The sequence below is a fragment of the Roseobacter cerffii genome, from assembly GCF_054226325.1.
Genome location: NZ_CM135757.1, coordinates 1,654,261 through 1,674,548, shown reverse-complemented (window position 1 = coordinate 1,674,548; position 20,288 = coordinate 1,654,261). Strand labels below are relative to the sequence as shown.

The window sequence follows — 20,288 nt, the reverse complement described above, 5'->3', positions numbered from 1 at the left end:
TATGGAGCGCGCTGGAGCAGCCTACATCGCCGTCACGGCGGCCTATTGGGCCTTCATGCTGACCGATGGCGCGCTGCGGATGCTGGTGCTGCTGCACTTCCATACGCTCGGCTTCTCACCGGTCCAACTCGCCTATCTCTTCGTGCTTTACGAGATCGCAGGCGTGGTGACGAACCTCAGCGCAGGCTGGATCGCCGCGCGCTTTGGCCTGACCTCGACACTCTATGCTGGCCTCGCCCTGCAGGTCGCGGCGCTCATCGCCCTGGCACAACTGGATCCGACCTGGACCGTCGCCGTCTCGGTTGTCTTCGTCATGGCTGTCCAGGGCGCATCGGGCGTGGCCAAGGACCTCTCCAAGATGAGTGCGAAATCCGCCGTCAAGCTGCTCGCCCCAGCCGAGCAAGGCGGCCTCTTCCGCTGGGTCGCCCTGCTGACCGGGTCGAAGAATGCGGTCAAAGGCTGCGGCTTCCTGATCGGCGCGCTGCTTCTGGGCTGGGTCGGTCTCGAAGGCGCCGTGCTCGGCATGGCAGCGGTGCTCGCCGTCATCCTCGTGGCGATCATGCTGAAAATGCCAAAGGGCCTGCCCACCGGCCGCAAGGGCACGAAGTTCCGCGAGGTGTTTTCCAAGAACGCCAATGTCAACTGGTTGAGCTTTGCGCGCGTCTTTCTCTTCGCAGCCCGCGATGTCTGGTTTGTCGTCGGCATTCCGATCTATTTCTACGCGGTGCTGTCGGATGGTACCGAGGCAGGCAATCGCGCCGCTTTCTTCACCATCGGAAGCTTCATGGCGTTGTGGATCATCCTCTACGGCGGCGTGCAGGCGGCAGCCCCGAAGCTGCTGAACGCGAAGGGCCGCAATGAGGCCGAGATCGTCCGCGACGCAAGGCGCTGGGTTGCAGCACTCATCGTGATCCCCGCAGGTCTGGCCCTGCTGAGCTTCCTCGCGCCGCAGCCGACCACCTGGCTGACGGTTACGCTGATCATCGGACTGTTGATCTTTGGTGCCCTCTTCGCGGTGAATTCCGCGCTGCATTCCTATCTCATTCTCGCCTTCAGCACCGGCGAGCGGGTGACAATGGATGTCGGGTTTTACTACATGGCCAATGCGGCGGGTCGGTTGATCGGCACGGTACTGTCCGGCCTAAGCTATCAAATGGGCGGTCTGCCGCTCTGCCTTGGGACGGCGGCGGTGCTCTTGGCACTGAGTACGTTCGGTGCGGCCCGGCTGCGCGGCACAACAGCCAAGGCCGCTGTGCAGCGAGTCTAGCCGATGCTCATGGCGAGAATCCTGCTGATCTCTTTTAGCGACCGTCCAGAACTCTCCTGCCAGTCCGAAAACGCGGCCTGAACCGCGCGCATGGCGCCCTTCGATGTCGGCGGCTTGTCAACCACACCTTCAGCAATCAGCCGCGCCACCACATCGCGGGAGAGGATGAAACCGTCGACGCCCATGGAGCGCAGGAAGTACTGCCCCGTTGTCCCGCCGAGCCGTGTTCCTTCCGTCTTCAGATGCGCCAGCAGGCCGGTGAAGTCATCCGCAGGCCACTGTGCGATGAAAGCGCCATAGCCGCCATGGTCTTGCGCCTGCTCCTGCAGGTAGACGGCGTTTTCCTGTACCGCTCGGATCTTTGGCCCGTGCCGTACGATCGACGTGTCAGTGAGGAGTTGATCAAACCACTCATCGTCCATCATCGCACAGGCTGCGGGGTCGAACCCTTTGAACGCGCTCTCGAACCCCGGCCACATCGAATCGACAACCTTCCAGTTAAATCCGGCGTTGAAGATCGCGCGGGTCATCGCGGCGAGCCACCGGTCATCCGGGCAGGCGCTGAGGTCTTCTGCCGTCTTCGCGGGCGTGAACCCGTCGAAAATCGCAGCCTCTGATCCTTTCCGCTCAATGCTGATGGCGAGAATATCCTGCAAGCTGCGCATGGTGGCCTCCTCCGGTCTGGCTCGGCACCCTAGCCGAAACACCGCTGCGCAGAAACGATCAATCGAGCACAGGGCGTTGTGCGGAAATCGCGGTGTCGCCCGTGCCCCTTGCAACCCGCGCAGTGCTGAAACACTGTGAACCCATGACGCGCCACACCTCACAGTCCCGGCTTTGCTGCCAGGCCGCCGCCGACCATTCGCAGGAAGACCGATGGGTGGGTTAGGACGGCGCGGCGCAAGATGGCTCGTGGCGCTGAATGTGAGCCTGTGGTCGGTGATCAGCGCAGCTCAGGCCGAGCAGATCACCGTGTTCGCAGCGGCCAGCCTGAAGACGGCGCTGGACCAGATCGCCGCAACGTTTTCAGAATCCACCGAGGAGCGCATCGTTGTGTCTTACGCGGGCACGTCGGTTCTGGCCCGCCAAATCTCGCTCGGCGCACCTGCGGATGTCATCATCTCGGCCAGCGCTGAGTGGATGGATTGGCTCGAAGAACGTGGCGCCATTGACGCCGACAGCCGGATAGATGTCGTCGGCAACCATCTCGTGCTGATCGCGCATGGGAGCGAAGCGACCGCGATCCCACCGACCACCGAGGCGCTCGCCAAACAGTTAAGGCAGGACCGCATCGCGATGGCGCTGGTCGATGCGGTGCCTGCTGGAATCTACGGCAAAGCGGCCCTATCGCACCTTGATCTCTGGGATCAGATCGCGCCGCTGGTTGCGCAAACCGATAACGTCCGCGCCGCATTGGCCTTGGTCGCGACCGGGGCCGCGCCCTATGGCATCGTCTACGCGACAGATGCGATGGCCGAGCCGCGCGTCACGGTGCTGACCCGCTTCCCAACGGAGAGCCACGCCCCGATAACCTACCCCGCTGCCATCGTCTCAGGCCGAGGCGCACCCGCCGCGCATGCCTTCCTTGGCTTTCTGCAATCAGAACCCGCCCGTGCGCTACTTGAACAGCATGGGTTCCAGCGGGTCGAGGCACCAGAATGACCGACTGGCTCGGCCCCGAAGAGTGGCGTGCGGTGACCTTGTCGCTCAAGGTGTCCTTTTGGGCGACGCTGCTGAGCCTGCCCCTCGGCCTCTGGGTCGCCTATGTGCTCGCGCGCAAGCACTTCCCCGGCAAACAGATCCTGAATGGCATCGTGCACCTGCCCCTTGTCCTGCCACCGGTGGTGACCGGTTATCTGTTGCTCATCAGCTTTGGGACACAGACCACCCTTGGCAGCACCCTTGAGGCGCTTGGCATCGTTTTCGCCTTCCGTTGGACGGGGGCAGCACTAGCCGCCGCGGTCATGGCTTTCCCGCTGATGGTCCGCGCGATGCGGCTCTCCATCGAAGCGGTGGACCCCAAGCTGGAAGACGCCGCGGCGACGCTCGGGGCGTCGCGCTCCTGGGTGTTCCTGACGGTAACCTTGCCGCTGATCCTGCCGGGCGTGATCGCGGGCGCGATCCTTGCCTTCGCCAAGGCGATGGGCGAGTTCGGCGCGACGATCACCTTTGTGTCCAACATTCCGGGTCAGACCCAGACCGTGCCCTCGGCAATCTATGCTTTCCTGCAAGTGCCCGGTGGGGAGAACTCGGCCTGGCGATTGGTCGTCGTCTCGGTGATTATCGCGATGGGCGCGCTGTTGCTCTCGGAATGGGTCGCGCGCCGGGCGGCTGGACAGGTGCGCGGCGTATGACGCTTTCCGTCGCCCTCCAGCATCGGTTCGAGAGCTTTGACCTCGACATCACCTTCGAAGCGCCCGCGGGCGTGACAGTGCTCTTCGGCCGCTCTGGCGCGGGCAAATCGACCATCGTGAACGCGGTCGCCGGGCTGCTCCACCCTCAAGCCGGACGGATTGTCTGCGATGGTGACGTGCTTTTCGACAGTGACACGGGTGAAGCCGTCGCCCCATACCGGCGTCGGGTGGGCTATATCTTTCAGGATGCGCGGCTCTTCCCGCATATGACGGTGCGACAGAACCTCAACTACGGGCGATGGTTTGCGCCAAGATCGATCACGCGGGAAGATCCCGACCGGATCATCGATCTTCTGGGCATCGGGCACCTGCTTGGCCGTCGCCCCGGCCATCTCTCAGGTGGCGAACGGCAACGGGTTGCGATTGGCCGCGCGCTGCTGGCAAGCCCGCGCCTCATCCTCGCCGATGAACCGCTCGCCGCGTTGGATGAACAGCGCAAGGCCGAGATCCTGCCCTACTTCGAGCGGTTGCGCGATGAAGTGTCGGTGCCGATCCTCTATGTCAGCCACGCGGCCACCGAAGTCGCCCGGATCGCCACGACCGTTGTCGCACTGAACGACGGGCGCGTCGCGCGTGAGGGCGCGGCGGCGGATGTGCTGAGTGATCCTGCGATTACACCGCTCGGCGTGCGCTCGGCAGGCGCCATGCTCGAAGCCCGTGTGACCGAACATCACGCCGACGGGCTGAGCGCGCTGGATGCCTCGGGAGCCACCTTGCTGTTGCCACGGGTTGACCAGGCGCCTGGTGCGCCCGTCCGGGTCTGGATAGAAGCACAGGATGTGATGCTGGCCACGGAACGCCCGCGTGGTATCTCCGCGCTCAACGTGCTGGAGGTGACCGTGCGAGAGTTGCGCTTCGGAGGAGGACCTGGGGTTCTGGTGCAATTGGCTTTCGGCGATGCGCTGCTGCTGTCGCGGGTTACGCGCCGTTCGGCGGACGCGCTGTCACTGGCGCCCGGCTCCAAGGTCTTCGCCGTGTTGAAGGCCGTCTCTGTGGCGCGGGATGCGATCGGCGATCAACCCGCACCCGCCGAAGGCTCCTAGGCTGTCAGAAGCGCGTCGACCTCCGCTCGGGTTGGCATTGCAGGCGCCGTGCCCGGGCGGGTCACCGAAATGCCGGCCGTTGCACAGCCGATCCGGACCGCCTCAAGCGCGGGCTTTCCCTCGGCCAGTGCCGCAGCGAACCCGCCATTGAAAGCGTCTCCGGCACCTGTCGTCTCGACCACGGCGCCCGCAGTCATGGCAGGCACCAGCCCGTGACCGTCGAGATAAGCGCCCTGCGCGCCCATGGTGATGATCGGTGTGCCGACGCCGAGGGCGCGCAGCGCCTCAGCGGCGCGGGCCGCGTCCTCGGCACTCTCAACGGCGACGCCAGTGAGCGCTTCGCATTCGGTTTCGTTCGGGGTGACGTAATCACAGAGCGCCAACATCCCGTCGGGCAGTTCCGCCGCCGGTGCAGGGTTGAGGATCGTGGTCACGCCTGCCTCCCGGGCAAGCTCCAGCGCACGAACCGCGGCGGGCATTGGCTGTTCCAACTGGGTGACAAACACATCCGCGCCCCGGATCAGATCGGCATGAGCGTCGATATCAGTGGCCTCAATCAGCGCGGCGGCACCCGGTGCGATGATGATCGCGTTGTCGCCAGAGCGTTCCTCGATGAAGATATAGGCCGCGCCTGTGTAGCTCTCGGCCACCTGCTGCACATGCGCCTCAACCCCGGCAGCGGCCCAGGTGTCGAGCGCAAGCTTGGCAAAGTCGTCCTGCCCCAGCTTCGAGATCATATGCGTCTCAGCGCCGATCTTGGCACAGGCCACCGCCTGGTTCGAACCCTTGCCGCCCGGCCCCAGCGCAAAGCTGTTGCCGAGGATCGTCTCGCCCATCCGCGGCATCCGATCTGCGCGATAGGCGGTGTCCGCAACAAACACCCCGAGAATGACCGCCTTGCCCATGGCTTACCCTTCCGCGTCCGGCGGCACCACGCCCTTGCGCAGGGCAAAACATCCGTAGAAGCGGCGCTCCCCCGTCTGGATCACCGCATAGGCCTGCTTCGCGCGGTCATAGAAGGCAAACCGCTCAATCCCCAGCATCTTCGGCCCCTCGGCGGCGGAGACTTCGGCCTGCACCTCCTCCATCACCGGCAGGATGGTGTTTGGCTCGCCCACCACCTCCATCCGCGCCGCCGCATCGTCAACGAACGTGTCGATGGGATAAACCGACAGCACCGCCCGCACCACCTCCGCTGCTGGGCGGTCAATGCGCAAGACCTGCCCCAACACGGTCTTGCGCGCCACGCTGTCCGACGGGAAGTTGGTGTCAGCGATAATCAGATCATCGCCATGGCCCATCGCGCGCAGCGCGTAGAGCACATCCGCGTTCAGGATCGGGTCCAGTCCTTTGAGCATGTGATGCGGTCCTCCTTGTTCAATCCTTGAAGATTTCTAGCACGGCTTTGCACATCTGCGCGCCAATGGCGGCATGCGCGTCAGCACTCAGGTGCACACCGTCAACCGGGTCGACATCAGCCACCGCATCCATGTCGGCAAAATGCACCGACTGACGCACAGCAACCGCGGCCAAAAGGCCCGGCAGCTCTGCCGACTTCTCCTCGGCCCCAGCGAATGTCTCCGCAAGCACCCCTGCCTCCTTTGTGCACGGTGGCGCGGCCAGCAGAACCTCGGGCGCGCGGCCACCCGGGCCGCTGTCACAGGTCGCGATGTCCAACGCCAGACGGCGCAGGCCGAGCGCAATGTCATGCGCGGACTGGCCAAACCGCGCCTTGAGATCGTTCGTGCCCAACATGACGATCACCAGATCAAGAGGCCGATGGCTCTCCAGCAGAACTGGCAGCGCAGCCTGCCCGTTTTTGTGCGACCCCTCGATGGGGTCGTCAAAAACAGCTGTCCGCCCGGGATGCCCTTCAGCGATCACCTCCCAGCCCGCCCCAAGCTTCTTGGCCATCACATTGGGCCAGCGCAGGGCCCGGGCATGTCGCGTGCGGTCATCGGCTGTGCGCATCGCGCAGCTGCCATGCGTGTTGCTATCGCCGAAGCACAGGATGCTGCGCGACGACACCCGCCTACCCGATCCGTTGACCGGTCTGCGCATCGAAACAGTGCAGATGCTCAGGATCAGGACGCAGATGGATGGTCTGGCCCGGCGCAAAGGCGTGCCGTTCGCGAAAAACGGCAGTGATGTCCTGGCCTGCAAAGGTGAGGAAGACCATCGTCTCCGAGCCGGTCGGCTCGACGACCTTGACCTGCATCGGCAGGCCCGCCCCCACATCGACAAGCTCCAGATGCTCGGGCCGGATGCCCAGACGTGCACGCCCCGAGGCCGAGCTTTGCGGATAAGGCAGCTCATGACCGCTGAGATCGATGACACCGGTCTTGAGTTGACCCTCGATCAGGTTCATCGAAGGCGCGCCGATAAAAGTGGCAACGAACTCATTGGCCGGGTTGTCATAGAGCTCAAGCGGCGTGCCGATCTGTTCGATCTTGCCTGCCTGCATCACCACGATCCGATCCGCGAGCGTCATTGCCTCGATCTGATCATGTGTTACGAAAACGGTCGTGGTCTTCAGCCGTTGGTGCAGCTCCTTGATCTCCGTTCGCATCTGGATCCGCAGCTTGGCGTCAAGGTTCGAGAGCGGCTCGTCAAAGAGAAACACCTGCGGATCGCGGACAATGGCGCGGCCCATTGCGACCCGCTGGCGCTGGCCGCCTGACAGATGCCGGGGTTTGCGATCGAGATAGTCTGTCAGGCTCAGGATCTCGGCTGCTTCTTTCACACGTCGTGCAATCTCGGCCTTGTCGGTGCGCGCCACCTTGAGCGCGAAACCCATATTCTCCGCCACCGACTTGTGTGGATAGAGCGCGTAGGTCTGAAACACCATCGCGATATCACGCTCGGCGGGCGGCAAGTTGTTCACCACGCGGTCCCCAATGGCAATGGTGCCGCCATTGATAGGCTCGAGCCCGGCGATCATGCGCAGCAGCGTGGATTTGCCACATCCGGACGGCCCGACGAGCGCCACGAACTCGCCATCCGCGATCTCGACATTGACCCCATGGATGACCTGAACCGCCCCATAGGACTTTTTGATGTCCTGGATTGTGACCCCTGCCATGCCCTGCCTCCCCGCCTTCGAAACACGATGCTAGAGAAAGGATTTTGCCTTGTCCACGCCCGGCTTATGGCTTTTGTTGACTTAAGGTAAATCTCGATCATAGTGAAATTTCGTGGGGGGATCACCTGGCGCTGCTGATAAAGACGCGGACGAAAACGCGCGCTCTGCCATCTGCCCACTGACAAGACGTGTCACTGCAATCCAGGGAGGATGGATATGAAAGTAGAGCTCTACAATTACATCAGGGCGGCCCAGAAAATGAACCGGCGGCAGATGCTAAAAGGCAGCGCTGCACTGGGGGCCGTGGCGATGATGCCAAAGGCCGCGGCGCGCGCTGACGGGCACGGCAATGTGCGGGCCGAGATCCTGAAAATCCCCGGTGTGGGCGCGGGCTCTCCGACCGACAGCGACTGGCAGAAAGTGGGCGAGCTCTGCCTTGGCGCGACGAAGGAAAACGTGGCCGAGGGCGAGTTTGCCGGGGTCGAGCTCACATTCATGGGGCTGAACAACCAGAACCTGCACAACTTTCTGTTTCGCGGGTTCCTGAAGCCCTGGGAGGCCTATACCGGCGCCACGATCAACTGGATCGACCTCGCCCAGGCTGACTATAACGCACGGCTGCAGCAGTCGATTGCCACCGGCACGGTGGACTTCGATATCATCGAGATGGGTGCGCCCTTTGAGGGCGACGTGCTGGGGCGCGGCATGGCCTCCGAGATGCCTGATTGGGTGAAAGAGCAGATCGACATGGACGACTATGTCGACTACCTCAAGGATCCCGTCGGCACCTGGGATGGCAAGACCTACCGCGTCTCCATCGACGGCGATTGCCATACGTTTGCGTATCGTAAGGATTACTTCGGCCCAGATGGCATTGGCGGCGCTGAGGTGCCGACAACCTGGCAGGAAATCAATGCGGCCAGTAAGGAGCTGGTCGGCAAGGAAGACCCGCTGACCGGTCTGCCCGCGCATGGCTATCTCGACCCGCTGAAAGGCTGGGGTGGCTTTGGCTTCTACTTCCTGGAAAACCGCGCCGCGGCTTACGCCAAACACCCCAACAGCCCCGCGTGGCTCTTCGACCCGGAGACCATGACACCAATGGTCAATAACCCGGCTTGGGTGCAGGCCATTCAAGACGTGATGGACCTGATCGAAGCGGGCGCCTACCCCGCCGACCAGATCAACGCGGACCCGGGCACCACAGCCTTCCAGCAGTTCCTCGCGGGCACCGGCTCAATGCTGATGTGGTGGGGCGACGTGGGCTCATCCGCCCGCACGTCCGACACGTCTGTGGTCGGCGATGTGGTGGGCTTCGGCATCAACCCGGCCTCGGATCGGGTCTATAATGCCCAGTCCGGCGCATGGGAAGAGACCCGCAACGAGGCGCCCAACATGGCCTACATCGGCTGGGGCGTTTACGTGATGGCCACCGTCGAAGGCGACGAGAAGAAGAAGAAAGCGGCCTGGTCGGCGGCGGCGCATCTGGGCGGTAAGGACCTGTCGCTCTGGGCCTCGGCCTACCCGTCGGGCTTCCAGCCGTATCGCCAGTCGCACTTCCAGTTCGAGGAGTGGGAAGAGGCAGGCTACGACCGTGCCTTCATCGAGGACTACCTGGGCTCAAACGCGGACAGCTACAACCACCCGAATGCCGCGATCGAGCCGCGTATTCCGGGGATCTTCCAATACTACTCCGTCGCCGAAGACGAGCTCGCCAAGGGCTATGCGGGGCAGTATGGTTCGGCGCAGGAAACGGCGGACGCCATCGCCGCCGCCTGGGAGAAGATCACCGACCAGATCGGGCGCGACAACCAGATCGCGCTCTACAAGGCGTCGCTCGGGCTCTGACCACTGCCCAGTCACAGGACGAGACAGGGGCGCGGCAAGATGCGGCGCCCCTTTTCAGTTTCAAGGTCCGGACAAAGGTTAACGCAGCGGGCGCGCAACGGGGATCAGGCCTGCGCGGCCCTCTGGCGCGGATCGCCCACAGACCCCCTGTTTTCATGAAAATCCAACGTCGGTATAACGTCGGTATTTTGTCGGTGCCCGGATCGGTGTTTCGGGCCTATGGCCTCAAAACCGCGTGTTTGCTAACGAGTGGTAACTAGGGCGTTTGCACCGGCAGAAAGTCAAACGCCCCGTCCTGATAGAGATAGGCCACGCAGGGGACCTCGGACACACAGGCCGAGATATGGGGCAGACCGCTGGGGATGTGATAGAACCCGCCGGGGCCAACGGGGACAGCCGCTGCCGGATCGGCGCCGCTGGCGTAGTGAACCATCTGCCCTTCCAGCATCACACCGAACATATCAGCCGATTTGACATGCGGCGGGCTGACAATCCCGGCAGGCAACCTGACCATGGCCTGATAGCTTTCGGCGAAGCGGTCACCGTCGAGGGCTGCGAAGGCGACCCCCTCGGGCGTGCTTTGCCAGTCGAGATCGGCGGCGGCGATCAGCGCGATCTCCTGCGCAGATGCAGGGCCCGCCGCAAGCCAGCTGGCCATCAGCGCGGTCATCAGATGTCGTTTCATATCACTCTCCTTATAATACCATATGGTATCACTTAAATATGAAACATTATGGTATCACGTCAAGAGAGATCGCCACCGCCGCACAACCGCAGGTCGGAGGCACTTGGGGCAAAAGCGGCGCCGGGGTCAGTTTCGTCTTAACAGCCCAGCAAGACAGCGCTAACGTCGCCGCATGAGCACGACCGAAGGCGACCTGCTGCACACCGTCACGGCAGACGATATCTCTGACACGCGCAGGCGTCTGGGCAAGGCAATGGTCTGGGGGACGGCCCTGCTTGTGCTGGCCCTTGCGGCGCTGCAATTCGCCCATGAGATCGGGCGCATCGGCTTTGGCTTCGACACATGGCGGCCCGTGCTCTTTGCCTATCTGCTCTGGGCCACCGCTTTGTGTTTTGCGCAGGTGATCGTGAACGGCGAAAAGGGCAAACGCACGCTTTTCGTGCTGCCAGCCGCGCTCTTCGTGATCAGCCTTGTGGTCTTCCCGCTGCTCTTTGCGCTCTACATCTCCTTCACCGATTGGAACCTCGCGTCGCTCAATGGTGCGCGGCCCAACGGCTGGGACAACATGCGCCAGATGTGGGGCGATGCCTTCTACTGGAACGCGTTGAAAAACATGGTCTATTACGTCGCCGCCGTCAGCGTGGAATATGTGATCGCCTTTGGCCTGGCCCTGCTGCTCAATGCCCAGATCCGCGCGCGCAAGTTCTTTCGCGTGGTCTTTCTGCTGCCCTTGATGCTGAGCCCTGTTGCGGTCTCGTGGATGGTCGGCAAGTCGATGCTGGAGGTGCGCTTTGGCCCGATCTCGCGACTCGTGCGCGAAATGGGGTTTGAGCCCAGCTTCTTCGGCACGCCCGAGATGGCACGCTTCATGATCATGGCCATGGACGCCTGGACCTTCATCCCCTTCATGATGATCATGCTGCTGGCGGGCCTGCAGGCGCTGCCGCGTGAGGTGATTGAGGCCAGCAAGGTCGACGGCGCCACCGGTTGGCAAAGCTTCAAGGAGGTGATCTTCCCGCTGATGCTGCCCGTCTCGGTCACCGCCATCGTGATCCGCATCATCTTCAAGCTGAAGCTCGCGGATATCATCATCAACGTCACCTCAGGCGGACCCGGTGGCGCCACCGACAGTGTCACAAGCTTCATCTTCCGCGAGTACCGCGACCGCTCGAACGTGGGCTACGGCACGCTGTTGGCCATCGTCTATCTGGTGCTGATCATCATTTTCATCACCGCCCTGCTGAAGCTGGTGAGCCGCTGGATGGAGCGCCCGGCATGAGTGCGATTTTCAAGGATCACGCCGCCGATCGCAGCGTGAAGGTCAAATGGTGGTCGAGCCGCGTCGCGATCTACGCCGCGCTGATCCTCTGGGCGGTGATCTGCCTCTTTCCGATCTACTGGACGCTGACCACATCGTTCAAACTGGCGCCGGATGTGATGCGCGGAAACATGATCCCCTTCGTGGACTACATGCCGAAATGGAAAGGCTGGGAAAGCCTCGGGCTCTCCCCCCGGCTCATCGGCGAGGTGTCGACCGTGCGCGAGGAGTTCCTCAAACGGTTCTGGAATTCGGCGGTCGTGGCCCTCTCGGCCTCGACGCTTGCGGTGGTGCTGGGCTCGCTGGCGGCGTACGGGCTGTCGCGCTTCAACTACCGTTTCGGGTTCATGCGCAACTCGGACATCTCGTTCTTCTTCCTCAGCCAGATGATCCTGCCGCCGGTGGTGCTCGCCCTGCCGTTCCTTGTGCTCTACAAGTCGCTCGATCTGCTCGACAGCCGGATCGGGCTCATTCTGCTCTATACGCTGATGGTGCTGCCCATTGTCATCTGGATCATGCGCGACCAGTTCCAGGGCATTCCCGTTGAACTGGAGGAAGCGGCCCTCGTAGACGGTTTGGGCATCTGGGGCGCCTTCCTTCAGATCGTTCTGCCTATCGCTCTGCCCGGCATGGTGGCGGCCTTCATCCTGAGCCTGGTGCTCTGCTGGAACGAATACTTTTTCGCGGCTTTGCTGAGTTCCACCAATGCTACGACGCTGCCGGTGATGGTCGCCAGCCAGACCGGCAGCCAGGGGATCAACTGGTGGTCGATGGCGGCGCTGTCGTCTGCGGCGATCCTGCCCCTGATCATCGTGGCGATCTTCCTTGAGAAATACATCATCAAGGGCATGGCCGCAGGTGCCGTGAAGTAGTGCCCCGGCGGGGCCGCTGTGCTATGACGCACCCAGCATAGGAGGGTGGATCATGTCATATGTGGATGGCTTCGTGGCTGCAGTGCCCAACGACAAGAAGCAGGACTTTCTGGAGCATTCGCGGATTTCAGGCGCAGTCTTCAAGCGGCACGGTGCGTTGAAAACCGTCGAGAACTGGGGTGATGATGTGCCCCCGGGAGAGGTGACGTCCTTTCCGCAGGCCGTGCAGTGCGGCGCCGATGAAACGGTGGTGTTTTCCTGGGTGGTCTGGCCGTCAAAAGAGGCCCGCGACGCGGGATGGGCGAAGATCATGGAAGACCCGGAGATGTCTCCGGAGACAAACCCGATGCCGTTTGACGGCAAACGGCTGATCTTCGGCGGCTTCGAGACGGTGCTCGAAATCTAGAACCCGGCCTTTGACTGACGGGGTGGCGCCCTTGCCGGGCGGGCCGCGCCTTGGCGCGGCCCGCCCGGCAAGGGCGCTCCGGTCCGGAGGCCACCCGGCCCAAATTGGGCCGGGTGGCCTCCGGACCTTCCTCTGCATCTTCTGTCATGACAGATCCGCCGCGATGTCCTTGGTCTGTTCGTAGAGGCGGCGGAAGAGGTCGTATCCTTTGTCATACGCAGGATCGGGCGCGGCCTCGATCGTCTCCGCGACGGGGTTCCACTGCGCGATATCAGCGCGGCTCACGGCCCCGATGGCGAGCGCGGCGAGGAAGGCATCGCCGTAGCTTGCGCCCGTGGTCTTCTCGCAGACCACCTGGTCGATCCCGGTGATGTCCGAGGTCGCCTGCAGCCAGAGCCGGTTCTGCGTGCCGCCGCCGACCGCGAGCAGCCGGGTGGGCGATTGGCCCAGTTCGGCGAAGGTGTCCGTCACGTGCCGCGTGCCGTAGGCGATGCCTTCGATCAGCGCGCGGTACATGTCACCCCGGGTGTGGGTGAGGTTCAGACCAAAGAGCGCGCCTTTCGCATGGATGTCATGGATCGGCGTGCGCTCGCCCGAGAAATACGGCAGCTGAAGAAGCCCGTTGGCCCCGGGCGGCGAGGCGGCGGCCTCTTCAGCGAGCGTCGGGAACGCCTCTGCCGGGTCGAGATCGCGGGCGATCTGGTCGCGGAACCAATGGGTCAGCGTGCCGGAGGTGGCAAGCCCGGCCATCGAGGCGTGCTCGCCCGCAAAGAGCCAGGGCGCATACCAGATGCGCGGGTCGGCCACACGCTCCGCCGCGCGCAGGATGATGAAGATGGTCGAGCCATACATCATCATCATGTCCCCCGGTTGATCCACGCCCACTGAGAAGGCTTCGGCCGCGGCATCGATGGTCCCGGCGGTCACGGGCGTTCCGGGCGCCAGCCCAGTCGCCGCGGCCGCCTCGCGGGTGATCTCGCCCGCAATCTCATCCGACCACAGGAGTCGCGGCAGCTTGTCCAGCGGCAGGATGTCATCGGCGAGATCACTCACCCAACTCTGGGTCTCAACATCATAGAGCGGCGCGAAATTGGCCGCGGTGTAGTGGTCGATCACCACCTCGCCGGTGAGCCGCTGTACGAGGAAGCTGGTGGAGGTCAGCACATGGGCGGTCTGCGCATAGAGCTCCGAGCGGTGGCGTTTCAGCCAAAGGATTTTCGGGCCAACGGATTGCGAGGTGAGCGCATTGCCACAGCGCTCGATCAGAACGTCTTCGCCGATGCGGTCGGTGAGCTCCCGCACCTCCGCCTCGGCACGGCCATCGACGCCGTAGAGCACGCCGTTCATCAGCGGTGCCCCCCCCGCATCCACAGGCAGCATGCAGGGGCCAATGGCGCTGCAGGCGACGGCCTTGATCTCGCGCGGGTCCAGGCCGCTGTCGCGCAAGAGGGCCTGAGAGACATGGACGAAATCGCCCCACCAGTCGTCCTCGGGGCGGTGCTCGGCCCAGCCGGGTTGGGGCACGAGCATCTTGTGGCCCCGTGCGGCCTGCGCCACCACGCGACCCTCGAAATCCACGAGCACACCCTTGGTCTCGTAAGTGCCGATGTCGATGCCAAGGGTGTATGCCATCAGGTCACCTCGTCGCGGTTGAGAGAAAACTCCGGCGGGATGCGGGCGAGCATCTCCTGCAGCAGCTGCGACAGCTGTGCCAGATCATTCAGGTCACAAACCTCGCGCGCGGAATGCGAATAGCGCATGGGGAACCCGAGATCGAGGCTCGCCACACCCTTGCCCACCAGCTGCACATAGCTCAGATCGGTCAGCACCCCGGTTTGCGCGGAACGTTGCAGCGGCAGACCCGTGGCCTCGGCGCTCTCTTCGGCAAGCCGCACCAGCGCCGGATGCGGGATCACGCCGTTGAGCGTGCCACGCCCGTGAAAGCTGTAGAGGCTGATGCCCGGTCCCTGCCCCAAGGCCATGTCGCCCCGCGCGGCCATATCCGGCGTATCTGTGGCGAGCATCAGGTCAATCTGCAGCGCAATGTCGGGCTGGAGCTGTTGGGCCAAGGGTTGCGCACCGCGCAGGTTGAACTCCTCCTGCACGGTGAAGCAAAGGTGGACGGGCGGCCCGCCCTCGCGTGCGGTCAAAGCTGCCGCGATATCGAGCAGCACGGCGCAGCCGGCGCGGTCATCGACGCTGGTGCCCGCGATGCGTCCGCCCGGCATCTCGAAGGCCCGGGGCGTGTAGACCACGGGCGTGCCGATGCGAATGCCCGCAGCCTCGGCGGCCGCTTTCGAGGCAAAGCCCGCATCGACGAAGAGATCGGCGTAGGGCACCACGGTGTATTTCTCATCGGGTGAGGTCGCATGGTGGCTCTTGTTGGCGATCACCCCGGGCAGGTCCCGGCCTTCGCCGAGGCAGATCAGCACCTCCTGCGCCGCAAGCGCGCGTTCCGGCACGCCGCCGAGGCGTTCCAGACGCAAGAGTCCATCCGCTTCGATCTTGCGCACGACAAAACCCAGTTGATCCATATGGGTGAAGAGCATCACCGCAGGCCCCTCACCCGGGATGGTCGTCCAAAGATTGCCAAGCACATCGGTCTGAGTGGCGTGCCCCATCGCGTCGAGACGGGCGGTGATCGCCCGTCGGACGCGATCCTCGTGCCCGGACAACCCGGGGATTTGCATGAGGTCCAGCAGGTCGCCTTTGATCCGGTCGCTCATCCGCGCGCCGCCCGTACCCGCGCCATGAAATCAGCCGCGCGGTCGGGATCAACGGCGTTCCAGGTGTCCCCATCCACCTTCAGCGAGGAGCCGACGATGCAGCCGTCCGCCACGCGCAACACCTCTGCGACCGTGTCGCGCTTGACGCCGGTGTTGGCGAGCACGGGCGTCTCCGGCAGCGCCGCCTTCACCGCTTCGAGGTCCGACAGCGCCGCCGCCTCGCCGGTGATCTGGCCCGAGACCAGGACCGCGTCGGGGATCGAGGAGAAGACGGCGGAGCGCGCCCGGTCAGGCAAGGGGCGCGCGTCGAGTGAGTGTGCGAACTCCGCCGAGATGTTGTAGAGCATCGCCATGTCGGAGCGTCCCAGCCGGTCGCGATAGCGCATCGCCGCACCCGCATCCGGCGACCAGTGCCCCATGTCGGAGGCATAGGTGCCAGTGAAGATCTCCCGTATGAAGCCCGCGCCGGTGACCGCGCCGACGGCAACGCTCGCCATCGGGTCCCAGAGCATGTTGACGCCAAAAGGCACGGTGATTTCATCGCGCAATTGCCCGATCACGTAAGCCATCATCGCACTCGAGGCCGCATCAACCGCGAACTCATAGGGCCGGTCGTTCTCATTGCCGAACATCACCGCATCGAAGCCCGCGGCCTGTAGCGCCTGAAGATCGGCGCGAGCGGCGGCCACCAGATCGACCGCCGGATCGTAAAGCGGGCTGCCCGGCAGGGCGCCCAGATGCACCATGGCAATCACCGGCTTTTCGACCCCGAATACCGCTCTGAACCGCTCGGTCATATCCCTCTCCCCTTTGTGTTGGAGCTTAGGTTTTGTGATCTGTTCACGCAAAGGGAAACTCGGTAATGATAGCGCCAACAGCATGGGGGAGGCCGATATGACACTGAAGACACGCGCGTGGGACCGGATCGGAAACGGCGGGGTGACCTTCACGGAACTGGGGTTCGGCACGGCCCCTTTGGGCAACCTCTACAAGGCGATTTCGGATGAGGATGCGCGGGCGACACTGGATGCCGCCTGGGACGGGGGCGTGCGCTATTATGACACCGCGCCGCTTTACGGGATGGGTCTGTCGGAGACGCGGCTGAACCCGTTTTTGCGGGGCAAACCGCGCGATGAGTATGTGCTCTCGACCAAGGTCGGGCGGCTGATGCAACACTGCGCACCCGAGCACCGTTCGGGCGTGGGCAAGTGGTTCGACGTGCCCTGCCGCCGCGAGCAATATGATTACACCTATGACGGGGTCATGCGCTCGGTCGAGCATTCCTTCTCAAGGCTCGGTGTGGACCGGATCGACATTCTCTATGTCCACGATCTGTGCATTTTCAGCCATGGCTCGAAAGAGGTCTCCGACATGCGGATCGAGGAGTTCTTTGGCGGGCGCGGCTATGACGCAATGGTCTCCCTGCGCGATCAGGGCATGATCCAGGCGATTGGTGGCGGCATCAACGAGTGGGAGGTCTGCCAGACCCTTGCGGAGCGCGGCGACTTCGACCTCTTCCTGCTCGCCGGGCGTTATACGCTGCTGGAACAGGAGGCGCTCAACTCCTTCCTGCCGCTGTGTGAAAGCCGAGGCATCGGGATTGTCACGGGCGGGCCCTATAACTCCGGCATTCTCGCGACAGGCGCCAAACCGGGGGCCTACTACAACTATGATGTCGCGCCACAGGAGATCCTGGACCGGGTGAATGCCATCGAGGCGGTCTGTACAGATCACGGGGTGCGCATGGTGGATGCCGCCTTCCAGTTCCCGCTGTTGCATCCAGCGCATGTGGCGGTGATCCCCGGTGGGCAGGGCGTGTCGGAAATGCAGGGCAATCTGCAGGCGGCACAGGCGGAAATCCCCGCAGCGCTCTGGGACGACTTGAAGGCCAAGGGGCTGATGCGCGAGGATGCGCCCACCGGTTGATCAGAGGGGCTCTCGACATGAAAATCGACGCGCATCAGCATTACTGGCAGATCGACCGGGGTGATTATGACTGGATGCCCGATATCGATGTTCTGAACCGCGATTACGGCCCGGCGGATCTGGAACCCGCGCTGGCGCGGCACGGCATAGCGGGCACCGTGCTGGTCCAGGCGGCCGCGACGGTGGCGGAGACAGAGTATCTGCTGGGGCTGGCGGAGGCGACGCCGAGCGTCAAGGCCGTGGTGGGCTGGATCGACTTTGAAGACGCGGGCCAGTTGGAGGTGCTGAAGCGCTTTTCGCGGCATCCGAAATTCCGGGGCGTGCGCCCGATGATCCAGGACATTCCGGATGTGGACTGGATGCTGCGAGCGGATGTGCAATGGGCCTATGAGGCGCTGATTGATCTGGACCTCAGCCTCGACGCCTTGGGGTTTCCGCAGCACATGCCGAACTTCCACACGCTGTTCAGGCGGTATCCCGAGATGCGGGTGGTGTTCGACCACCTGATGAAACCGCAGATCCATTTGCAGATGGCGGGCGAGGACATCTTTACCGCGTGGGCGGACGAGATGACACGTTTGGCGGAAGAGACCCAGGCGCTGTGCAAGTTCTCCGCGATGATCACCGAGGCACGCGACGGTTGGGCGCCAGATGATCTGCGCCCCTTCTCCGACCACATTCTGACGGCCTTTGGCGCGCGGCGCGTGATGTGGGGGTCGGACTGGCCGGTGGTGCGGGTCTTTGCCGAATATGGCGACTGGCTCGACGTGGCGCAGGGGCTGGCCGACGGTCTGAGCGACGCGGAGCGGGCGGAGGTTTTTGGTGGCACGGCGCGGCGGTTTTACCGGCTGGAGTGATCCACGAGGAAAGACATGACAGCGGACCGGGTGAGCTTTGCCTGCGCCTCTCGTGGCGTGCTCACATGCAGGGCGGCGGCGGCTTGGGCAAAGGGAATGGCTTTGGCGATGTCGGCGCCTTTAAGAACTTCCGCCGCCAACGCGCCGACAAAGGCATCCCCGGCCCCGTGGGTCGACAGCACGTCGACGGAATAGCCCGGCATGGTGCGGCCATCGAAGATCACCCCCTCCGCCCCGCGTGTCTCGAGCTTGGGCACGGCAAGCGCGCTGTAAGCCGCCGCCTCGACCCGGTTCACGATCAGCAAATCCAGCGCATCGGTCAGGGCGGAGGGCAGCGGGCGCGCGGGTCCGGCGTTCAGCCAGACCCGCGCGCCCGCTGCCCTGGCGCTCCGCGCCACCGTCACATTCACGGCCTCCGGGATCTCATTCTGCAGCAGCACGAGCCGCGTGCCCTCGGGAATCTGGATGCGATCGGCCGCGATGTTGAGATTGGCGGCGGAGACAATCACGGCTCCATAGTCGCCCTGCGCATCGACGATGGCCGCGCTCATTCCCGAGGGTCCCGTGTCGTCCTGCACCTGGGTGATGTCGACGCCGCTGACGCGCAGCGTCTCCCGAAGCATCTCACCAAAACGATCCGCGCCAACGCGACCAGCAAAATGTACCGACGCGCCCATCCGCGCCGCCGCCACCGCCTGGTTGCCCCCCTTGCCGCCAAAGACATAGTCGACGCTGGAGCCTCTAACGGTCTCGTCAAGCGCTGGGAGATGCGGCGCGCGCAGCACCACGTCGAGGTGCAGCGCACCAACGACCAGCAGGCTCACGTGGCCAGGGCCCGATGGACGATCCGCATCGCCGCAGGCGCATCCTGCGCCGCAATGGCAGCCTGCAGCTCCGCATCACCGACGAGACCGGCGGCCACCTTGCGCAACCGGTCAACGATCTCGATGTTGGTGCGCGCCTCGGCCACCGGATCGAGACCGGAGTGATCCGGGAAGGTGTCGAAGTAGATCGCACCGTCATAGCCTGCACGCTCCAGCTCGACCAGAAGCTCAATGGTTTGAATGGGATGCACGGCACCGACCATCAGCCCGTTGTCCCATTTGCCATAGCCATCGTTCAGGTGCACACCCAAGATGCGCGAATGCCGCGCCACCAAGGCCGCCGCAAAGGCCGGCATCTCATCGGCGTAGAGCACATGGGCAAAATCGAGCGTCACGCCGGTGTTGGCGCGCCCAAGCTCTTTCAAGGCCAGCAGCGTTGTTGCCGCATCGGGCATCACGGCAAAGGCGCGGGGCTCATTGGGTTTGTACTCCAGCGCGATATCGATCTGGGGATTGTGATCTGCGACCTCGGCCATGGCCTCCAGCGTGTGGGCCCAGGCCGCCACATAGTCCATCTGGAACGAGTAATCGAACCCGTCCTGCCCCATCCAGAGTGTCATGAGCCGCCCACCCATCTCGGCCAGCGCATCGAGCCCGCGTTTGGTCTCGTCGATCGCCGCGCGGCGGATGCTGGCCTGCGGATGGGTGAACGCACCGAGCTTATAGCCGGGATCGGTGTAATAGCGCATCGCCAAGCCGTTCAGCACCATGCCCGCGTCCGCGAGCGCAGCCGACAGCTCCGCAGGCGTGTCCTGCACAAAATGGTCAGGGTAGTTGAGATCGGCAGCGGTCAGCCCTGCGGTCGCCGCCCGGGCCAGCAAATCCGCGGTTGTCACGGTGTTCTTGCCGGGCCAATACGCCGCGGCACCGATCTTGAAGGCATTGAGGCGGGCGGCGTAGCGGGGCGGTGGCTTGGCTGTCATGGCGCGAGCCTAGCCGCAAGGCGCGCGCTCTGGCAAACCG

General features: G+C 63.9%; 21 protein-coding genes. 10 read left to right on the top strand and 11 right to left on the bottom strand.

Annotation, left to right across the window (positions count from 1 at the left end):
• The first annotated feature begins 1 nt into the window (after window position 1).
• On the top strand, window positions 2–1,267 hold the full coding sequence (gene arsJ, locus ACVC7O_RS08155) for an organoarsenical effux MFS transporter ArsJ (protein ID WP_458325589.1): 1,266 nt from the start codon (window positions 2–4) through the stop codon (window positions 1,265–1,267).
• On the opposite strand, the gene ACVC7O_RS08150 is transcribed toward arsJ, so the two are convergent.
• Window positions 1,264–1,932 carry a DNA-3-methyladenine glycosylase I gene (locus tag ACVC7O_RS08150; RefSeq protein WP_458325588.1) on the bottom strand — a complete coding sequence of 223 codons (669 nt, stop codon included), beginning with the start codon at window positions 1,930–1,932 and terminating at the stop codon, window positions 1,264–1,266. The genes arsJ and ACVC7O_RS08150 overlap by 4 nt on opposite strands.
• A 211-nt stretch (window positions 1,933–2,143) precedes the next feature.
• Between ACVC7O_RS08150 and modA the strand changes: the two genes are divergently transcribed.
• Genes modA through modC form a run of 3 tightly spaced genes read left to right on the top strand, consistent with a single transcriptional unit; the run spans window position 2,144 to window position 4,724 of the window.
• Entirely contained in the window at window positions 2,144–2,929 is a 786-nt protein-coding gene (gene modA, locus ACVC7O_RS08145; RefSeq protein WP_458325587.1) for a molybdate ABC transporter substrate-binding protein, read from the top strand.
• Window positions 2,926–3,621, top strand: a complete 696-nt coding sequence (gene modB / locus ACVC7O_RS08140; protein ID WP_458325586.1) for a molybdate ABC transporter permease subunit — start codon at window positions 2,926–2,928, stop codon at window positions 3,619–3,621. The genes modA and modB overlap by 4 nt, the downstream gene beginning before the upstream one ends.
• Complete coding sequence (gene modC, locus ACVC7O_RS08135) at window positions 3,618–4,724, top strand: molybdenum ABC transporter ATP-binding protein (RefSeq protein ID WP_458325585.1); 1,107 nt, start codon at window positions 3,618–3,620, stop codon at window positions 4,722–4,724. The genes modB and modC overlap by 4 nt, the downstream gene beginning before the upstream one ends.
• Here the strand turns inward: modC and ACVC7O_RS08130 are convergent.
• The 4 genes from ACVC7O_RS08130 to ACVC7O_RS08115 all read right to left on the bottom strand — a co-directional run bounded on the left by ACVC7O_RS08130 (window position 4,721) and on the right by ACVC7O_RS08115 (window position 7,806).
• Window positions 4,721–5,629, bottom strand: coding sequence for a ribokinase (locus ACVC7O_RS08130; RefSeq protein WP_458325584.1), 909 nt, complete (start codon window positions 5,627–5,629; stop codon window positions 4,721–4,723). The genes modC and ACVC7O_RS08130 overlap by 4 nt on opposite strands.
• A gap of 3 nt (window positions 5,630–5,632) precedes the next feature.
• Complete coding sequence (locus tag ACVC7O_RS08125; protein ID WP_458325583.1) at window positions 5,633–6,082, bottom strand: RbsD/FucU family protein; 450 nt, start codon at window positions 6,080–6,082, stop codon at window positions 5,633–5,635.
• Between the two features lie 19 nt (window positions 6,083–6,101).
• Window positions 6,102–6,695: an SGNH/GDSL hydrolase family protein gene (locus ACVC7O_RS08120; RefSeq protein ID WP_458325582.1), complete on the bottom strand. Its 594-nt coding sequence runs from the start codon at window positions 6,693–6,695 to the stop codon at window positions 6,102–6,104.
• 61 nt (window positions 6,696–6,756) lie between these two features.
• On the bottom strand, window positions 6,757–7,806 hold the full coding sequence (locus ACVC7O_RS08115; protein ID WP_458325581.1) for an ABC transporter ATP-binding protein: 1,050 nt from the start codon (window positions 7,804–7,806) through the stop codon (window positions 6,757–6,759).
• 216 nt (window positions 7,807–8,022) lie between these two features.
• Here ACVC7O_RS08115 and ACVC7O_RS08110 point away from each other — a divergent pair, with 216 nt between their 5' ends.
• Complete coding sequence (locus tag ACVC7O_RS08110) at window positions 8,023–9,651, top strand: extracellular solute-binding protein (RefSeq protein WP_458325580.1); 1,629 nt, start codon at window positions 8,023–8,025, stop codon at window positions 9,649–9,651.
• A 256-nt stretch (window positions 9,652–9,907) separates the two neighbouring features.
• On the opposite strand, the gene ACVC7O_RS08105 is transcribed toward ACVC7O_RS08110, so the two are convergent.
• On the bottom strand, window positions 9,908–10,336 hold the full coding sequence (locus ACVC7O_RS08105) for a cupin domain-containing protein (RefSeq protein WP_458325579.1): 429 nt from the start codon (window positions 10,334–10,336) through the stop codon (window positions 9,908–9,910).
• Between the two features lie 172 nt (window positions 10,337–10,508).
• Here ACVC7O_RS08105 and ACVC7O_RS08100 point away from each other — a divergent pair, with 172 nt between their 5' ends.
• Genes ACVC7O_RS08100 through ACVC7O_RS08090 form a run of 3 tightly spaced genes read left to right on the top strand, consistent with a single transcriptional unit; the run spans window position 10,509 to window position 12,932 of the window.
• Window positions 10,509–11,615, top strand: coding sequence for a carbohydrate ABC transporter permease (locus tag ACVC7O_RS08100; protein ID WP_458325578.1), 1,107 nt, complete (start codon window positions 10,509–10,511; stop codon window positions 11,613–11,615).
• Window positions 11,612–12,526 (top strand): carbohydrate ABC transporter permease, encoded by a 915-nt coding sequence (locus ACVC7O_RS08095; protein ID WP_458325577.1) that lies wholly within the window; start codon window positions 11,612–11,614, stop codon window positions 12,524–12,526. Before ACVC7O_RS08100 ends, ACVC7O_RS08095 begins: the two co-directional genes overlap by 4 nt.
• Window positions 12,527–12,578: 52 nt before the next feature.
• Window positions 12,579–12,932 (top strand): DUF1428 domain-containing protein, encoded by a 354-nt coding sequence (locus ACVC7O_RS08090; RefSeq protein ID WP_458325576.1) that lies wholly within the window; start codon window positions 12,579–12,581, stop codon window positions 12,930–12,932.
• A gap of 144 nt (window positions 12,933–13,076) precedes the next feature.
• Here the strand turns inward: ACVC7O_RS08090 and ACVC7O_RS08085 are convergent, their stop codons facing one another.
• Genes ACVC7O_RS08085 through ACVC7O_RS08075 form a run of 3 tightly spaced genes read right to left on the bottom strand, consistent with a single transcriptional unit; the run spans window position 13,077 to window position 16,455 of the window.
• The gene (locus ACVC7O_RS08085) at window positions 13,077–14,564 is read right to left on the bottom strand and encodes an FGGY-family carbohydrate kinase (RefSeq protein ID WP_458325575.1); all 1,488 of its coding nucleotides are present in this window, start codon (window positions 14,562–14,564) and stop codon (window positions 13,077–13,079) included.
• Window positions 14,564–15,658: a M42 family metallopeptidase gene (locus ACVC7O_RS08080; protein ID WP_458325574.1), complete on the bottom strand. Its 1,095-nt coding sequence runs from the start codon at window positions 15,656–15,658 to the stop codon at window positions 14,564–14,566. Before ACVC7O_RS08080 ends, ACVC7O_RS08085 begins: the two co-directional genes overlap by 1 nt.
• Complete coding sequence (locus ACVC7O_RS08075; protein WP_458325573.1) at window positions 15,655–16,455, bottom strand: BtpA/SgcQ family protein; 801 nt, start codon at window positions 16,453–16,455, stop codon at window positions 15,655–15,657. The genes ACVC7O_RS08080 and ACVC7O_RS08075 overlap by 4 nt, the downstream gene beginning before the upstream one ends.
• 97 nt (window positions 16,456–16,552) lie before the next feature.
• Here ACVC7O_RS08075 and ACVC7O_RS08070 point away from each other — a divergent pair, with 97 nt between their 5' ends.
• Entirely contained in the window at window positions 16,553–17,584 is a 1,032-nt protein-coding gene (locus tag ACVC7O_RS08070; RefSeq protein ID WP_458325572.1) for an aldo/keto reductase, read from the top strand.
• A gap of 17 nt (window positions 17,585–17,601) precedes the next feature.
• Window positions 17,602–18,441 carry an amidohydrolase family protein gene (locus ACVC7O_RS08065; protein WP_458325571.1) on the top strand — a complete coding sequence of 280 codons (840 nt, stop codon included), beginning with the start codon at window positions 17,602–17,604 and terminating at the stop codon, window positions 18,439–18,441.
• Here the strand turns inward: ACVC7O_RS08065 and ACVC7O_RS08060 are convergent.
• Together ACVC7O_RS08060 and ACVC7O_RS08055 are read right to left on the bottom strand one after the other, a co-directional pair.
• Window positions 18,426–19,265, bottom strand: a complete 840-nt coding sequence (locus tag ACVC7O_RS08060; RefSeq protein WP_458325570.1) for a PfkB family carbohydrate kinase — start codon at window positions 19,263–19,265, stop codon at window positions 18,426–18,428. The two genes, ACVC7O_RS08065 and ACVC7O_RS08060, sit on opposite strands and share 16 nt — an antisense overlap.
• Complete coding sequence (locus ACVC7O_RS08055; protein ID WP_458325569.1) at window positions 19,262–20,248, bottom strand: sugar phosphate isomerase/epimerase family protein; 987 nt, start codon at window positions 20,246–20,248, stop codon at window positions 19,262–19,264. Before ACVC7O_RS08055 ends, ACVC7O_RS08060 begins: the two co-directional genes overlap by 4 nt.
• Between the last annotated feature and the right edge of the window lie 40 nt (window positions 20,249–20,288).

Coding starts and splice junctions, on each gene's coding strand:
- arsJ (WP_458325589.1), top strand. CDS start 2: ATGGAGCGCGCTGGAGCAGCCTACATCGCCGTCACGGCGGCCTATTGG.
- ACVC7O_RS08150 (WP_458325588.1), bottom strand. CDS start 1,932: ATGCGCAGCTTGCAGGATATTCTCGCCATCAGCATTGAGCGGAAAGGA.
- modA (WP_458325587.1), top strand. CDS start 2,144: ATGGGTGGGTTAGGACGGCGCGGCGCAAGATGGCTCGTGGCGCTGAAT.
- modB (WP_458325586.1), top strand. CDS start 2,926: ATGACCGACTGGCTCGGCCCCGAAGAGTGGCGTGCGGTGACCTTGTCG.
- modC (WP_458325585.1), top strand. CDS start 3,618: ATGACGCTTTCCGTCGCCCTCCAGCATCGGTTCGAGAGCTTTGACCTC.
- ACVC7O_RS08130 (WP_458325584.1), bottom strand. CDS start 5,629: ATGGGCAAGGCGGTCATTCTCGGGGTGTTTGTTGCGGACACCGCCTAT.
- ACVC7O_RS08125 (WP_458325583.1), bottom strand. CDS start 6,082: ATGCTCAAAGGACTGGACCCGATCCTGAACGCGGATGTGCTCTACGCG.
- ACVC7O_RS08120 (WP_458325582.1), bottom strand. CDS start 6,695: ATGCGCACAGCCGATGACCGCACGCGACATGCCCGGGCCCTGCGCTGG.
- ACVC7O_RS08115 (WP_458325581.1), bottom strand. CDS start 7,806: ATGGCAGGGGTCACAATCCAGGACATCAAAAAGTCCTATGGGGCGGTT.
- ACVC7O_RS08110 (WP_458325580.1), top strand. CDS start 8,023: ATGAAAGTAGAGCTCTACAATTACATCAGGGCGGCCCAGAAAATGAAC.
- ACVC7O_RS08105 (WP_458325579.1), bottom strand. CDS start 10,336: ATGAAACGACATCTGATGACCGCGCTGATGGCCAGCTGGCTTGCGGCG.
- ACVC7O_RS08100 (WP_458325578.1), top strand. CDS start 10,509: ATGAGCACGACCGAAGGCGACCTGCTGCACACCGTCACGGCAGACGAT.
- ACVC7O_RS08095 (WP_458325577.1), top strand. CDS start 11,612: ATGAGTGCGATTTTCAAGGATCACGCCGCCGATCGCAGCGTGAAGGTC.
- ACVC7O_RS08090 (WP_458325576.1), top strand. CDS start 12,579: ATGTCATATGTGGATGGCTTCGTGGCTGCAGTGCCCAACGACAAGAAG.
- ACVC7O_RS08085 (WP_458325575.1), bottom strand. CDS start 14,564: ATGGCATACACCCTTGGCATCGACATCGGCACTTACGAGACCAAGGGT.
- ACVC7O_RS08080 (WP_458325574.1), bottom strand. CDS start 15,658: ATGAGCGACCGGATCAAAGGCGACCTGCTGGACCTCATGCAAATCCCC.
- ACVC7O_RS08075 (WP_458325573.1), bottom strand. CDS start 16,455: ATGACCGAGCGGTTCAGAGCGGTATTCGGGGTCGAAAAGCCGGTGATT.
- ACVC7O_RS08070 (WP_458325572.1), top strand. CDS start 16,553: ATGACACTGAAGACACGCGCGTGGGACCGGATCGGAAACGGCGGGGTG.
- ACVC7O_RS08065 (WP_458325571.1), top strand. CDS start 17,602: ATGAAAATCGACGCGCATCAGCATTACTGGCAGATCGACCGGGGTGAT.
- ACVC7O_RS08055 (WP_458325569.1), bottom strand. CDS start 20,248: ATGACAGCCAAGCCACCGCCCCGCTACGCCGCCCGCCTCAATGCCTTC.